This window comes from Steroidobacteraceae bacterium, assembly GCA_041395505.1.
Taxonomy (GTDB): domain Bacteria; phylum Pseudomonadota; class Gammaproteobacteria; order Steroidobacterales; family Steroidobacteraceae; genus JAWLAG01.
The window spans coordinates 2539424-2553925 of sequence record JAWLAG010000001.1; the positions used below are offsets into that span (position 1 = coordinate 2539424).

General features: G+C 62.4%; 8 protein-coding genes. 2 read left to right on the forward strand and 6 right to left on the reverse strand.

The features are described 5' to 3' along the window. On the reverse strand, positions 1-1269 hold the full coding sequence (locus R3E77_11880; protein ID MEZ5500111.1) for an MFS transporter: 1269 nt from the start codon (positions 1267-1269) through the stop codon (positions 1-3). 17 nt (positions 1270-1286) lie between these two features. On the opposite strand from R3E77_11880, the gene R3E77_11885 reads away from it, so the two are divergent. After that, positions 1287-1892, forward strand: a complete 606-nt coding sequence (locus R3E77_11885) for a DUF938 domain-containing protein (GenBank protein MEZ5500112.1) — start codon at positions 1287-1289, stop codon at positions 1890-1892. Here R3E77_11885 and R3E77_11890 read toward each other — a convergent pair whose 3' ends face one another. Together R3E77_11890 and R3E77_11895 are read right to left on the reverse strand one after the other, a co-directional pair. Further along, complete coding sequence (locus R3E77_11890) at positions 1893-4979, reverse strand: efflux RND transporter permease subunit (GenBank protein MEZ5500113.1); 3087 nt, start codon at positions 4977-4979, stop codon at positions 1893-1895. After that, positions 4976-6238, reverse strand: a complete 1263-nt coding sequence (locus tag R3E77_11895; protein ID MEZ5500114.1) for an efflux RND transporter periplasmic adaptor subunit — start codon at positions 6236-6238, stop codon at positions 4976-4978. Before R3E77_11895 ends, R3E77_11890 begins: the two co-directional genes overlap by 4 nt. A 227-nt stretch (positions 6239-6465) precedes the next feature. Between R3E77_11895 and R3E77_11900 the strand changes: the two genes are divergently transcribed. After that, positions 6466-6834 carry a hypothetical protein gene (locus R3E77_11900; GenBank protein MEZ5500115.1) on the forward strand — a complete coding sequence of 123 codons (369 nt, stop codon included), beginning with the start codon at positions 6466-6468 and terminating at the stop codon, positions 6832-6834. 11 nt (positions 6835-6845) lie between these two features. Here the strand turns inward: R3E77_11900 and R3E77_11905 are convergent, their stop codons facing one another. The 3 genes from R3E77_11905 to R3E77_11915 form a co-directional block, all read right to left on the reverse strand. After that, the gene (locus R3E77_11905) at positions 6846-9014 is read right to left on the reverse strand and encodes a molybdopterin cofactor-binding domain-containing protein (protein ID MEZ5500116.1); all 2169 of its coding nucleotides are present in this window, start codon (positions 9012-9014) and stop codon (positions 6846-6848) included. A gap of 23 nt (positions 9015-9037) precedes the next feature. Next, positions 9038-11767, reverse strand: coding sequence for a phosphoenolpyruvate carboxylase (locus tag R3E77_11910; protein ID MEZ5500117.1), 2730 nt, complete (start codon positions 11765-11767; stop codon positions 9038-9040). A 70-nt stretch (positions 11768-11837) separates the two neighbouring features. Continuing rightward, positions 11838-14408: a TonB-dependent receptor gene (locus R3E77_11915; GenBank protein ID MEZ5500118.1), complete on the reverse strand. Its 2571-nt coding sequence runs from the start codon at positions 14406-14408 to the stop codon at positions 11838-11840. Between the last annotated feature and the right edge of the window lie 94 nt (positions 14409-14502).

Below are 14502 nucleotides of genomic sequence, written 5' to 3' on the forward strand. Positions count from 1 at the left end.
TCAGCCGGTCCGCGAACCGAGCCGTTGCTGGATCTCGTCCACGTCGATTCCCGAGGGCACCGGTTGCAGCGTCAGGTACAGGAAACCCGCCGTGAACAACGGCAGGACGGTTCCGGCAGCCATGGCCATGGTCCATCCGTAGTGATCGGACAGCCAGCCAATCAACAACGGGCCGGTCGCTTGCCCAAGATTGACGGGCAGTGAGCCGCAGACACTGATTCCGGTTGCACGCAGGCGCGTCGGGAACATCTCGGCAATGAACGCAAACTTGACCGCCGCCGTACCCAGAAGGAACACGGCAGCGCAGGAGAACCCGATCAGGCTCGAGAGGTAATCGCGACTCAACCACAGGAACAGCGCGTAGAAGGTGCCGCCGAGAAACGTCCACAAGACAGTGGTGGTACGGCGTGTCAGGTGAAACTCGCCAACCCAGGCGGCGAGCACATAGCCAAGTACTCCAATGAGGTTCGCAAGTCCCACCAGCACCGACGTGCCGCCGATATCGAATCCGCGCGCTTCGTGGAAATAAAGTGGCGCGAAGATGAACGCGCCACCATAGGCGATGACGAAGCAGTACTGGGCAAGAAACAGCGCGATGCTGCGACGTCGCATGTGAGGCGCAAAGAGTTCGCCAATCTTCGCGCGCTGCGCAGGGTCGGATGCAGCGGCAAATCGTTGTGACTCTCTGAGGCCACGCTGGATCACGAACACGAACGGCAGGCTGGCCAGTCCGAATACGAACATTGCACGCCAGCCGAAACGCTCGAGCACGAGCAGACCGATGAGCGATGCGAGGAACCATCCTATCGGGTAGGCAATCTGCAGCAAACCCGCCATGAATCCGCGAACCCTGGCAGGTGCTTCCTCGGCTATGAGCGCTCCGGTCGCCGGGTAGAGCAGCCCGCCGGTCGCAAGGCTCGCCGCGCGTACCAGCGTCAGGCTGAAGACGCCCCGGACCAGCGAATGAGCCGAAACGAACAGCGATGACAGTACCGTGCCCAACATGAGCATCCGGCGCCGACCCGCGCGGTCGGCGAGATTGCCGAGAGCAACCAGACCGAGCCCGCCGCAGACGAACGCCACGCCGGTCATGAGCCCGAGCTGCGTGCGGCTCAGGTCGAACTCCTTGCGAATGAGCGGCAATGCATAACCCCACATCGCGAGGTCCATCTGGCTGAACAGATAAGCACCGAAACAGATGAGCCAGACCCGCAGCGGGTAGCCGCGCATCAATTGCCGGACGGTGCGAAAATGAGTGAGCAGATCCATGAGCCCGACCAAGCATAATGCCTGATCCCGAAATAAGCCTGCTTTTTTCCCCAGCCAGCGAGCGCAACAAGGCACCGATCCTGGAAAGACTGCGCGTCGAGCTGGCGGATTGTCGCGAGGTGCTGGAAATCGGCAGCGGCACTTTGCAGCACGCGATCCATTTTTCCGTGGCCATGCCCTGGCTGCGCTGGCAGCCAACCGACACAGCAGCGCAATTCGCCGCGCTGAACCGCGCCTGCGCGAGCGCATCGATTGCAAATATTGCCACGCCGCTGGAACTCGATGTCGATCAGCCGCAATGGCCGGAGACTGATGCCGATGCCATGTTCAGTGCCAACACGCTGCATATCATGGCCTGGCCGAGCGTGGTTGGAATGTTTCGGCAGCTTGGACTGATGGCGGGCCTGCGCCGGGTGATCATTTATGGCCCGTTCAAGTACCGCGGCGCGTTTACGACTGCAAGCAATGAGCAGTTCGATCAGAGCCTGAAGCGGCGCGACCGCAATAGCGGGATCCGCGACTTCGAAGCGGTGAACCAGCTAGCGCAGCAATCGCAGCTGCGACTCGCTGCGGACCATGCGATGCCAGCCAACAACCAGCTGTTGGTCTGGCATCGCAATTGATCAGCCAAGCGGTTCCGACTGCGGGCGCGTGCCAACCGATGGCTCGCCCTTGTGAACCAGCGCCTTGCGGAAGCGTGGGGCGAGCCAGCGCTCGAAATCGTCGATGATGGTGAATGCCGCGGGCACCACCACCAGCGTCAGCGCCGTGGAGGTGAGCAGGCCGCCGATGACGGCTATGGCCATGGGCGAGCGAAACTCGCCATTGCCGTGCAGATTGAGCGCTGCTGGCAGCATGCCTGCAACCATCGCGACCGTTGTCATCACGATGGGACGTGCCCGCTTGTGCCCCGCTTCGATCAGGGCATCGAGTCTGTTGCGGCCTGCGCGAATTTCCTCGATCGCAAAATCCACCAACAGGATGGAATTCTTGGCAACGATTCCCATCAACATCAGGATGCCGATTACAACCGGCATTGAAAACGGATTTCCGGTCAGGAACAGCGCCATGGCAGCACCACCGATGGACAGTGGCAATGCAGAGAGAATGGTAATTGGCTGGAATACCCTGACGAAAAGCAATACCAGCACGGCGAAGACCATCAGCACACCCGCCGCCATCGCAAGGATGAAGCTCATGAACATATCGGCCATGAATTCCGCCTGACCCACGTCCACCTTGCGTATGCCAGTAGGAAGGTTCTTCATGGTCGGCATGTTGTTGATGGCCTTCATCGCCTCGCTCAACTGCACGCCATTGAGATCGGCCTCGAGCGCGAGGCGGCGACTCTGGTTGTAGCGTCGCACTGTCGTCGGCCCAAGTCCGAAACTGAGGTCGGCGACTGCTTTCAATGGTACTGTCGTACCCGAACTGGTTGGAACGGGAAGGTTCTCCAGTGTCGACAGGTCCTGCCGAGAGCTCTCCTGGAGGGTTACCCGGATTGGAATCTGGCGGTCCGAGAGCGAGAACTTGGCAGCGTTCTGCGGCAGCTCACCGATGGTCGCGATTCGAATGGTCTGGGATATTGCTGCAGCCGAAACGCCAAGCTCGGCGGCAATCTCCTGCCGTGGCCGCACCAGGATTTCCGGTCGTTTGTAATCGCCATTGATGCGCGGGTCGCGGACTTGCGGCAGCTCGCGCATCTCGCGAATGACCTGGTGCGCCGTGTCCTCGAGGAGTTTCGGATCGTCGCCGGTGAGGTAGATCGAAATATCGCGCCCGAGTCCCATTGACTGGCTATTGAAGCTGACTCGCACGTCGGGAATCGTCTTGAGTTCATCGATGACCCGACGCTCGAACTGCAGCTGGCTGGCTTCGCGCTCGTGTCGCGGGAGCAGGGTTATGTACTGCGTCGCGCGCCTCACTTCGTCGTTGTCACCGATCGACTCGATGACATCGGTGACTTCGGGCTGCTTGCGGATGATTTTGGCGAGTTGATCGGACACGCGCGCCGTGTCATCGAGCAAGACCCCGGGCGGCAACTCGATGTTCAACTGCGAAGTCCCAAAATCGCCCGGCGGTATGAAGGTCTGGGGCAACATCGCGAGCGCCACGATGGAGACTGCGAAGAAACCGGTACCGGCCGCGACTGTGCGCCAGCGATGCAGGGCGCACCATTTGAGCAGCTGCAAATAGCGCTCCATGATCGGTCCATCGGCCGAACGGAGATTCTCGTGTGGCTTCAGGAAATATGCCGCGAGCAGCGGTGTAATGAGGCGCGCTACCAGCAACGAGAAAAACACTGCCGCAGCAACCGTCAATCCGAATTGCTTGAAATATTGCCCGACGATGCCGCTCATGAAACTGACCGGAAGGAATACCGCAATGATGGTCGATGAGGTTGCCACCACCGCAAGGCCGATTTCGTCCGCAGCTTCGAGCGCCGCGCGATAGCCGTCCTTACCCATGCGCATGTGGCGTACGATGTTCTCGATCTCGACAATGGCATCGTCGACCAGCACGCCCGCGACCAGCGAGAGTGCGAGCAGCGTCACGCCATTCAACGTAAAGCCCATCCACTGCATGAAGGCGAAAGTCGGGATCGCCGACAAAGGTATGGCCAGGGCCGACAGGGCCGTGGACCGCCAGTCGCGCAGGAACAGGAACACCACCACGACCGCAAGCAGCGCACCTTCGAACAGCGTCCAGAGCGCCGAGTGGTAGCTTGCCATCGTATGATCGACGGTCGTGAAAACACGCGTGATGCGTACGTCAGGGAATTGCGTGCGAATCTTGGCAAGCTCAGCTTCGACGCGCCCGAGGGTGGCGACATCCGAGGACCCACGTGCCTTGAATACACCGAAGTTGGTCGCCTCGCGGCCATTCCAGCGCGAAATCGTGCGCCGCTCGGCGACGCTGTCGCGAACATCCGCGATGTCGCCCAGGCGCACATTGCGCCCGCCGGCAACGGCGATCTGCACTTCCGAAAGCTGCTCCGCCGAGCCCGCGCCGCCGAGTACGCGAATCGCCTGTTCGCCGCCACCGACCTGCACGCGTCCGCCGGCCGCATCGACATTGCGTTGCCGTAACTGGTTGTTGACCTCGACCGCGGTTATGCCAAGGGCCTGCATTCGCGACGGGTCGAGAAGGACGCGCATCTCGCGATCGACACCGCCGCCGCGCGAGGCCTGGGCGACACCGTCGATCGATAACAAGCGCTTGCTGATGGTGTTGTCGACGAACCAGCTGAGGTCCTGCTGGCTCATGGCCGTACTGCCTACGGCATAATAAGCGATGGCGCCGCCGTCCATGTCCATTCGCTGGACGACCGGTTCATTGATGCCTTCAGGAAGATCGGCGCGTATCTTCGCTACCGCATCACGCACGTCATTGACGGCGCGGTCGAGCGGCGTACCGAGCTCGAATTCGATGTTCATCCAGGTGTTGCCTTCGCGCGCGATGGATACGATGTTGCGCACGCCCATCACGCTGGCGACCGAACCTTCGATTTTCTGGGTTACCTGTGCCTCGAGTTCCGCCGGCGCGGCACCCGGCTGGGTGACGCTGACCGTGACGAACGGAAAAGTCACGTCCGGATCCTGGTTGATCGGCAATCGAATGAATGAAACGATTCCGACGAAAGTCAGGACGACGAACAACACGACCGGACTGACCGGATTGCGAATCGCCCAGGCCGAGATCTGCCTCATGACTCACCTCCGCCCGGCTGTGCCGGTTCGTCGGCCTGTACCGGTTCGTCGGCGATACGCACTTCCTCGCCTTCGCGCAGGAAAGCAGCCGCCGTCGCGACGACGCGTTCGTCACCCTTCAGGCCAGTGTTGATCACGACGCCACCCGAACGCGTACCGCCTGTGCGCACCTGGCGCTTGGCAACCTTGTTTTGTGCATCGACGATCATGACGTAGGTACCGTCCTCGTCGGCAAGTACGGCAGTCTGCGGCAGTACCGGTGTCGTCGACTGGTCCACCGTGATCTCGCCGCGGGCGAATGCGCCCGGTCGAAGGTCGGCATGCGATGGCAAAGCAACACGCACCTCGCCGAGCCGGGTCGCAGGATCGATGACGGCACCAACCAGCCGCACCCGGCCATCGAAAGGCTGGTCGACGCCGGTTATGAAGACCCGCACAGGCTGGTCGGGTCGCAACTGTGGCATGTCCTTCTCGGCAATCTGTCCGCGCAATTCGACTTCGCCGTCACGCGCGAGGCGAAACAGCGGCCCGCTGCCCGCCGATACCGTCTGGCCGATTTCCGCCGAGCGGGTAAGGACAATGCCATCGTCGGGGGCACGGATTTCGGCTCGCCCCATGCGCGCTCGCGCCTCGGCGAGCTGTGCTTCGGCAACCTTGACCTTGGCGGCTGCCGCCAGAGCGCTGGAACGCCGCCGCTCGACTTCCTCGGCAGACAATGCGCCCGTACCCGCCACGGCCTGCGCGCGCTCATAATCTGCCGTTGCGAGCGATGAGGATGCGCGCGACTCCTCGAGTGCCGCGGCAAGACTTGCCACCTGCGGCCGCAACACGGACATGTCGAGGCGCGCCAGTACCTGGCCCTTGCGCACGCGATCTCCCGCCTCGACCAGGAGCGCAGCGACACGGCCACCCTCGCCTTCGGCACTGATCGGCATGTCGAACCGGGCGCTGATCGTGCCGGTCACGCTGACGGTCGCCGCAAAACTCTTCGGGCTGGCCGAAATGACGGTAATGAGCGGCCGATCATCTGTCGCAGCCATGCCCTTGCCCGCCGCACCCGCGCCACTGCGCATGACGGCCCAGGCGATGAGCACCAGCAACAAGGCAACCACGGCGGCGATGACGATGCGCCGCTGCGTCGTACTGAGTCCGGGCAGCCAGCCCCCGGACGGCCCCGCCACGGGGTTGTCCGGCAGATAGCGTTTGAGTTCGGTCACGCGGTCGGCCGCATCCGAACGGTCTTCGAATTGAGTGTTCACCAATGCTCCGCGGCTGTCGCCGGGCGGGTCGTAAGAATGGACATAATTCTACTCCCAATGACGCGTCGCGTCATGCGACGCCACACGCCCGAATATGGTTAGACGCAGCGCGGGCGCCGTCGGTTTAAGTCACCTGGCAGAACGCTTATGTCGTCCTGACCGTGAAAATTCCGGGTTGTGTGGCGCAGGCCCTGGCGCCGATACCGCGCCCGGCGCACGATGCCCGCATGCATGCCAAGTTGCACCGCTGCGCAATTATCCTGCTTGGTCTGGGGTGTGCGACCGCACAGGCCGAGGACCTCACCGAGACCTTGACGAGCGCGCAACTCGCCTCGCCCGCCGTTCATACGGACCGCACGATCGCGCAAATGTTCCACGAACCGGGGCCGCGTCTTGCCTCGGCGACCACCAGCGGGACGGACACGGGCAGGTCACTGCACTTCGAGCGTGAGGCGCGCTGGCTGCGGCGCATCGAGGCGCTCGGCGATGATGGCATACCCATGTTTCGTTTCAGGGAAACGCTCAACATGAATCTGGCCTTCGGAATCAATCCCGACGGCTTCATCGGTATCTATACGGTCGGAAGCCGGCACTAGGCCGGCTGACCCTAGACGAATCGATAACCGGCGGATGCCACCGGCAGGCTGCGTGGCCGCTTGCCGCCAGCAGCGGCAATGGCATTGGCGAGCGCCGGAGCCACCGGCGGTACACCCGCTTCGCCGACACCGCCAGGTCCAGCCTCACCCGGAACGATGTGCACATTGATCGGTGGCAGCTGTGCCATGCGCATGATCGGCGCAAGATTGAAATTGCTCGCTCGGGAGCGCCCCTGCGAGAAGAGAATCTCGCCATCGATCGCCGCCGTGAGCCCAAACACCGCGCCGCCTTCGAGCTGTGCTTCGACCGTCCCTGGGTCGAGTGCAAGGCCGCAGTCAATCGCAAGATGCACTTCGGCGATCGAGAGCCGGTTGCCCGCGACTCCAACACGAATTGCGGCAGCGCAAAAGCTGCCGAAGCCTGGCGAGAATGCAATGCCCCGTCCCTGACCGGCGGGCAGTGTCTGCGACCAGCCGGCCCTGTCGGCCACCAGCTGAAGCACCCGCTGCGCGCGGGGCTGCTGCGCGAGCCAATCGAGTCGCAACTGCAGCGGATCCTTGCCGAGATCCAACGCCAGTTCATCGAGCGCGCTTTCGAAGAAAAAGCAATTCATCGAACTCGACACCGACCGCCAGGTACCGACGGGCACCGGCCAGTCGACGGCGACGAAATCGCTGTAGCTGTCCGGGAGATCGTACATGTCATTGATCAGCAGGGTCACGGAGATCGGATCTGCCATGCCTTTGAATGGCGTACCGTAGATCGACTTCCACACGTCGATGCCTGCGCTGCGCGCGCGCAGACTGGTCACCTTGTTGCGCGAATCCAGAGCCACCTCGAAGCGCGCACCGTAGCCTGGTCGATAGCGGTCGTGCTGGAAATCCTGCTCGCGGGTCCAGGTCAGCTTGATGGGCGTGCCCGGTCGTGCCAGGGCAATCTCGATCGCTTGACGCGTGAAGTCGAGGTCGTGCTTGCGGCCGAATCCTCCGCCCGCGAGCAACACGTTGACGCGCACATTGGCCACGTCGACATCGCACATCGTCGCGGCCAGATCGCGCAGCCGGTCGGGCTGCTGCGTCGGCGCCCAGATCTCCACCTTGCCATCGCCGACCAGGACGGTGGCGTTGAGTGGCTCCATCGCCGCATGCGCCAGGAACGGCACTGAATACTCATAGCTGAGGCGGCGCGATGCTTTGTCGAAAATCTGCCGCGTCCGTTCGACATCGTAGGCGCGCGGGCTGAAGATCTGCCTTCCGGGCCTGGCACGCGACTGATCGTCGAGCGCCCGGCGCACTTCGTCCGTCCAGGCGTCGCTGTCGACCATGGCACTCGCACTCTCGTCGAATTCGATCCGCAATGCTGCTGCAGCGCGCATCGCGCGGTAGGTCGAATCGGCTATGACTGCCACGCCCTCGCGAAGCGCAACCAGCGCTTCGACGCCTGGCAGCGCCAGGGCTGCCTCCTTGTCGTAATCCTTCACGGTGGCTGCCACCGCGGTCGAACGCCTGACCACCGCATAACGCAAGCCCGGCAGTTGCAGGTCGAGACCGAACTCGGCCGAACCGTCGCATTTGCCCGGCGTATCCTTGCGCGGCTGACGCGTTCCGAGCAGGCGATATTGCGACCTGTCTTTCAATACCGGCGTGCCTGCGCTACGCAGTGCGGCCGCCGTGCAAAGCTCGCCATAGCCGAACTTTCTCCCGGTCGCCTCATCGATGACCTGGGACGCTTCGGTCCGGCAGGCGTCAACCGTGATACCCCAACGCGCGGCAGCCTCACTGACGAGTTGCAGGCGCGCGGTGGCACCCATCTGGCGCATCACATCGAAGTAACTCTGCACCGATTGACTCGCAGCCGTGCGCTGGCGTTTGGTTACGGGGCTGCGCAATGCATCGTCGGCCTGGGGCAGGTGGACATGCACGCTCGCCCAGTCGGCATCGAGCTCCTCGGCGACCAGCCGCGGCAGACCGTCGAGGACACCCTGACCGAGTTCGGACTGCGGACAGGTGATATGAACGGTACCATCGGTCTCGATCTGCAAGTAGGCGTTGAAGTCGATACGTTGTGGGGCAGCAACTTCCGGCGGCGTATCAGGTAGCCCGGGTAGCGGCAACGAACAACTGACCAGCATCCCGCCGCTCGCGCTGGCCGCCACCTTGATGAATTGCCGTCGCTGCATGTGATCGCCTCGCCTGTCGTCTATCAGCCAGTGGTTTGCAGGCCCTGCGCAATGCCGCTGATGCTCGCCAGCAAGGCCGCGAACAAATCGCGGTCCTGGCGATCACTTTCGCGCCACCGCTGCAACAGGTCAACCTGCATCAGATTCATCGGATCGACATAGGGATTGCGAAGTTGCACTGCACGCTGCTGGGTCTGGTCGGAATCGAGCAGCTCGGCACAATCCTTGATCTGCAAGATCATCAGTCGTGCGAGATCGAACTCACGTTTGATGATCTCGTGCTGCGACCGCAGGGTCTTCGAAACCAGCGGCAGGTACTGCTCGGCAATGGCAAGATCCGCGCGCGCGAGCATGATTTCCACGTCGTCCACCATGTTGTGGAAGAAGGGCCAGGACGCGTACGTCTCGCGCAGTCGCTCGATGCCTGTCGCCTCGAGCAGGGCCTTGAGCCCAGTGCCGGCAGCGAACCATCCGGGCAACATGTAACGCGGCTGCGACCAGGCAAACACCCAGGGTACGGCACGCAGGCCCGCAAGGCCGGCCACCTGTTCCCGCCGGGCAAGTCGCGAGCCGATCTGCATGCGCTCGATGACATCGATAGGTGTCGCCTGTTCAAAGAACGCCTGGAAGTCCTTGTTGGCGTGGACTTGCCCGCGATAGAAAACGGCCGAAGTGCGCGCGAGGTGCTGGGCCATTTCCTGCCGTTTGGCCTCGGCATTCGCAGCCGCGGCGGTTTCCCTGCCGGCGAGCGATTCGGCCAGCGAGTGAAACGCCCGCTCCATGGTGCGCAGCGCAATCGGCCGGAGGCCATAGTTCTGGTTGACGATTTCGCCCTGCTCGGTGAAACGCAGGACACCACCGACCGCTTCGGTCGGCACGGACCGTACCAGCTCGTCGATGCGATCACCTCCCCGCGCTATGCTGCCGCCGCGCGCATGGAAGACCACGAGCTCGTCCTGCGCCATGTGCAGCCGCGACGCGAGCGTCTGCTGTGCCCGAAGTACTGCGAAGCGCGACGCGCAGATGCCGGCTTCCTTATTGCTGTCCGAGTAACCGACCAGTGCACACTGCGTGCGATCGCGGGCAGCCAGGTGGGCGCGATAGACGCGATCGGCGAGCAGGATGCCGATCGTCTCGCCGCAGCCCTCGAGGCTGTCGATGGACTCGAACAGCGGTGCGATGTCGATGGGCACCTGGCCGCTGCCGCGATCGTAGGCCTCCGCCCAGCGCGCCAACAGGAGCGGTGCCAGAACGTCGTCCGCATGCCGCGCGCCACTCACAATGTAGTAGCCGACCGCAGCCTCGCCATATTGTTTGCGCGCCATCAACATGGCGTCGAACACAGCGAGCGTGCGCCGCCCGAGCGCCGAAAGTTCAACGCGCGGCCCGAGATCGCGTTCGATGGCATCCACCAGATAGTCGTGGCGCCTGGCTGTCGGCGAGGACTGCCAGTCGCTCAGGGCGAGGCCATTGGCCAGCACCGCGTGGTGCACGTCGCTGTGCTGGCGTACATCGAGCGTCGCCAGGTGAAACCCAAAAGTATCGATTCGGCGCAGCAACCGGCTCACCGCAAAATAGCCGGCATGGGTGCCGCGGTTGTCCTTGAGGCTCGCAGCAGCCAGGTTGATGTCGATCCTGAACTGATCGGCGCTTTCGTAGGCATTGGATGCGCCGTCGTACGTGCGCCGCAGCCGCTCAGCGACCTGCAGGAACCACGCGCGATAGGGCATGCGGTCATGCCGCGCCGGCACCGCTGAACGCGCCGCCGGAAACAATCGCGAATACTCGTCGAGTCGCTGCGCAAGGTCGGCGGACACGCCGACGCGGCCTGCGCTCTGCGAGAGTTTTTCTGCCAGTGCCTGGCACTCACCGAAATAGGCGTTGATGACGACGCGCTTCTGGCGAGCCAGGGTTTCGCGTATCGTCTTGGCGTTGACGTCCGGATTGCCGTCCATGTCGCCGCCCACCCAGGTGCCGAAAGACAATATCGAGGGCAGATCAAGCGCGTCGACCTCGCGGGCAAAAGTGCGCTGCATCGCCGTCGCGATTTCTTCATAGAATCCCGGGACGATTCGGTAAAGCACCTCGACCAGGTAGAAGAGCACGTGCTCGCGCTCATCGGCGACCATGAGCCGCTCGCGTGGATACTCCTCGGTCTGCCAGGCCGTCGTGAGCTCACTGCGTATCTGTTCACACAGCGTGTGCTCCTCGGGCGGCGTGAGTGTCGGATCGATGCGATCGAACAACAGCTGCGCCACCCGCAACTGGCGGCGCAGCACAGTACGTCGTGTGGATTCGGTAGGGTGCGCTGCAAACACGGGCTCGATGCGCAGCCGGCGCAGCAGCGCCAGCACCGCGTCGAAATCGAGTCCTGCGCGCTTGAGCTTCTCGAACGCCGCCTGCACGCCACCGGGCTGGGGACGGGTGGTGTCGGCAAGAAAATACTCGCGGCGGCGGCGGATTCTATGAACCTTTTCCGCAAGGTTGACGGCCTGAAACCACAACGAAAACGCGCGCACGAGGTCGCGCGCCTCGGTAGGCGGCCGTGCTTTGACCCGAACGGCAAGGTCCACCGCCGCATTGGAATCACCGCCACGACGGCGAATGGCGGTGCGACGGTCGCCTTCGACCAGCGCGAAAAGCGCATCGCCACCCTGCTCGCGGACGATTTCGCCGACCATGCCGCCGAGCAGGTGCACATCGTCGCGCAAGGCCGCATGCTGGGGCGGGAACTGGATCTGCTCGCGGTTCATCGCGATCGCGATTCTACAAAGAAAACGCCGGCGCGAGGCCGGCGTTTCCTGACTCGGGGGTCGTTCGCGGCTAGAACTTGTAGCCGACCTCAACCGACAGGCGCCGCTCGGCACCCGGGTGGATGAAGGCGCCACCGAATTCCGGCGCAGGAATTACTTCCTGCAGGAATTTCTCGTCGGTGATGTTCTTGCCAATGAGCGCGAAAGACCAGTTGCGTGAGGTCAGTGCCAGTCGAGCATCGACCGTCGAGAACCGGTCGCGCTCGCCATTGGTGAAGTTGGCCGTACCAAATGCCACCGTTTGGTTGTCCTGCGCCTGGATCACGTGGAACCAGGTGGGACCCACCTGGTTCCAGTAGGCGCTCGCCTTGAATTCCCAGTCGCCCGAACCTATTGGTGCATTGAACTCCGCACCCAGCGTGGCCGTATAGCCGGGCGTGTAGGGAGACTCATTGCCCACTGACGCAGGACGCGACGTATTTTGCTTGATCTCGCTCTGCACCCGGCTGTAGCCACCGACAAGGCTGAGCATGTGATTGACGCGGAAACTCGCGCCGACTTCAATGCCCTGGATGTCGACCTTGTCGATGTTGTTCACAACGCGCAACAGGCCGAACTGCCCGACCAGGAATTCGAAGAACTGCATGTCATCGACCTGGGTGTAGAACAAAGACGTCTCGAGCGACAGGCGGCGGTCGAGCAACTGCGCCTTGAAGCCGAGCTCAGCGGCGCTCGATTTTTCCTTGTCGTAATCGTCACGCACGATCACGCTGCGATACTGCGGCACGGGGCTTGCCGCCGAGCAGTTGTTGAGTTCGCCATTCGGTCCGCGGCCCGTGAAACAGTTGATGAACAGGTCAACTGTCGCAGCCGACCCACCGTTGTTGAAACCACCGCTTTTGAAGCCGACGCCCCAGTTGCCATAGAAAGTCCACTCAGACGATGCCTCCCAGGTGAGCGAAACCTTCGGCTCGAACTGCGAGAACGTGCGGCTGCGATCGTTGATGACGCCGGACGGATTGATTGTCGGATTGAGCGCAGGGTTCAAGGGCGCATTGCCGACGAAGGCGTTATCGAACGGGTCGTAGTCGAAGTAAATCGTGCGGGCAGCAGTCGGTACCAGGTTATGGACCTTGCGCTCCTCTGTATCGTAACGCGCGGCCACCGCAAGCTCGAGCGTATCGGTCAGGTCATAGGAAATACTGCCGAAGGCCGCGTAGATATCGCTCTTGAAGTTGTCCCATACGAGCTGTTCGGTCGAATTCGGCTGCCCGGCCGGAATGAACAACGTCGGCACGACACCGACCCCGCTGTCGATGCCGGTGCTGATGCCGACTTCGCGATCGATGTTGAGGTAGTAGACGCCCGCCAGCCAGCGCAGGCGCTGATCGCCCGACGACGCAATGCGTGCCTCGAAGCTGTAGTCCTTTTGGTTGCGAACCTGGTATTGCGTTCCGTCGCAGCGGGTCGGGGTATAAGGTCCGAATATGGCCGCCGGAACGGTATTGGGTGCAGCGAAGAAAATGATCTGGGGTGGCGGCAGCGCAAACCCGGCATTGAACACGTCGGCCGCAGACTGCTGGCAATTCGGGTCCGCGTTGAAGAAGCCGTAGGAGGCGCTGGTACCATCCGAGCCAAAATCGTTCTGAATGTCGCTATAGAGCGCCCACAGGGTCAGCTTGCCGAATGACAGGTCGGCGTCGTACTTGACCGACAGATCCTTCGACTCCTGGTTGTTGTATGGGAAGACGTTGTTTACAAAGTTGAAGTCGTGCGTATTGACGTCTTCGTCGAAGAGCTGCGCATTGGGCAGCCCCGAGAACACCAGTCCCGGCACCAGGAAGTCGGCATTGAACGAGATCGATGCGGCCTCGACGTCGCCAGCATGCGCCTTGATATCGAGCGTCGAGCTCTCGGTGGGTTCGAAGAGGAACCGGCCCGTGATATTCCAACCCTTGAAGTAATCGACCGCATCGTCACGGCCAAGGAAACTGTTGCGGAAGAATCCGTCCGTCTTGCGATAGTCCGCAGCGACTTTCCAGCCGGCGCGATCGGACATGGGCCCGGACAGCACGGCCGAACCGGTCAGCGTGTTGTCCTCTCCGTAGCCGACCTTGAAGTCGCCGGTAAATTCGTCCGTGGGCTTGGTCGTCGTGACGATGATGGCGCCTGCCGCCGCATTGCGACCGTAGATGGCACCCTGCGGGCCTTTCACGATTTCGATCTGCTTGAGATCGGCGTATTCGCGGTTGAAGGCGGCGGGATTGGTCTGCAACACGCCGTCGATGATCAAGGCAAAGCTGTTCTCGGCATCGCGCGCGCCATTGATGCCGCGGATATTGACCTGGGCATCGGCAACTTCGGCGGTCTGCACGAGCGATACGCCCGGCGTGAGGCGTACGAAATCGCCGGCACGTTCGACCGACGCTGCTTCCAGCGTATCGGCGGTGATCGCGGTGATGGTTGCCGGTACGTCCTGCAAGGCTTCCTCGCGTTGACGCGCTGTGGTGATGACGACTTCCTGCAAATCGTCGTTGGCATTGGCGCCCTGCGACCATGCAGGCGCAGAAGCCATGCCGGACAAACCCAGGCCCAACGAAATGCACAAGACCTTCCTGAGTGAATTCGGGACGGAATTCATGATGTTGCAGCTCCCCTGGACGTCATTTAGGTAGGATCGGATCGAAACGCGACGGCCGATCCTAGCATGGTGGTTTCCGAGCAACCATGGGATT

Excerpts from the sequence above, each read along its gene's own strand:
- R3E77_11915 (MEZ5500118.1), bottom strand. The coding sequence starts at position 14,408 with ATGAATTCCGTCCCGAATTCACTCAGGAAGGTCTTGTGCATTTCGTTG.
- R3E77_11900 (MEZ5500115.1), top strand. The coding sequence starts at position 6,466 with ATGCATGCCAAGTTGCACCGCTGCGCAATTATCCTGCTTGGTCTGGGG.
- R3E77_11910 (MEZ5500117.1), bottom strand. The coding sequence starts at position 11,767 with ATGAACCGCGAGCAGATCCAGTTCCCGCCCCAGCATGCGGCCTTGCGC.
- R3E77_11880 (MEZ5500111.1), bottom strand. The coding sequence starts at position 1,269 with ATGGATCTGCTCACTCATTTTCGCACCGTCCGGCAATTGATGCGCGGC.
- R3E77_11905 (MEZ5500116.1), bottom strand. The coding sequence starts at position 9,014 with ATGCAGCGACGGCAATTCATCAAGGTGGCGGCCAGCGCGAGCGGCGGG.
- R3E77_11890 (MEZ5500113.1), bottom strand. The coding sequence starts at position 4,979 with ATGAGGCAGATCTCGGCCTGGGCGATTCGCAATCCGGTCAGTCCGGTC.
- R3E77_11885 (MEZ5500112.1), top strand. The coding sequence starts at position 1,287 with ATGCCTGATCCCGAAATAAGCCTGCTTTTTTCCCCAGCCAGCGAGCGC.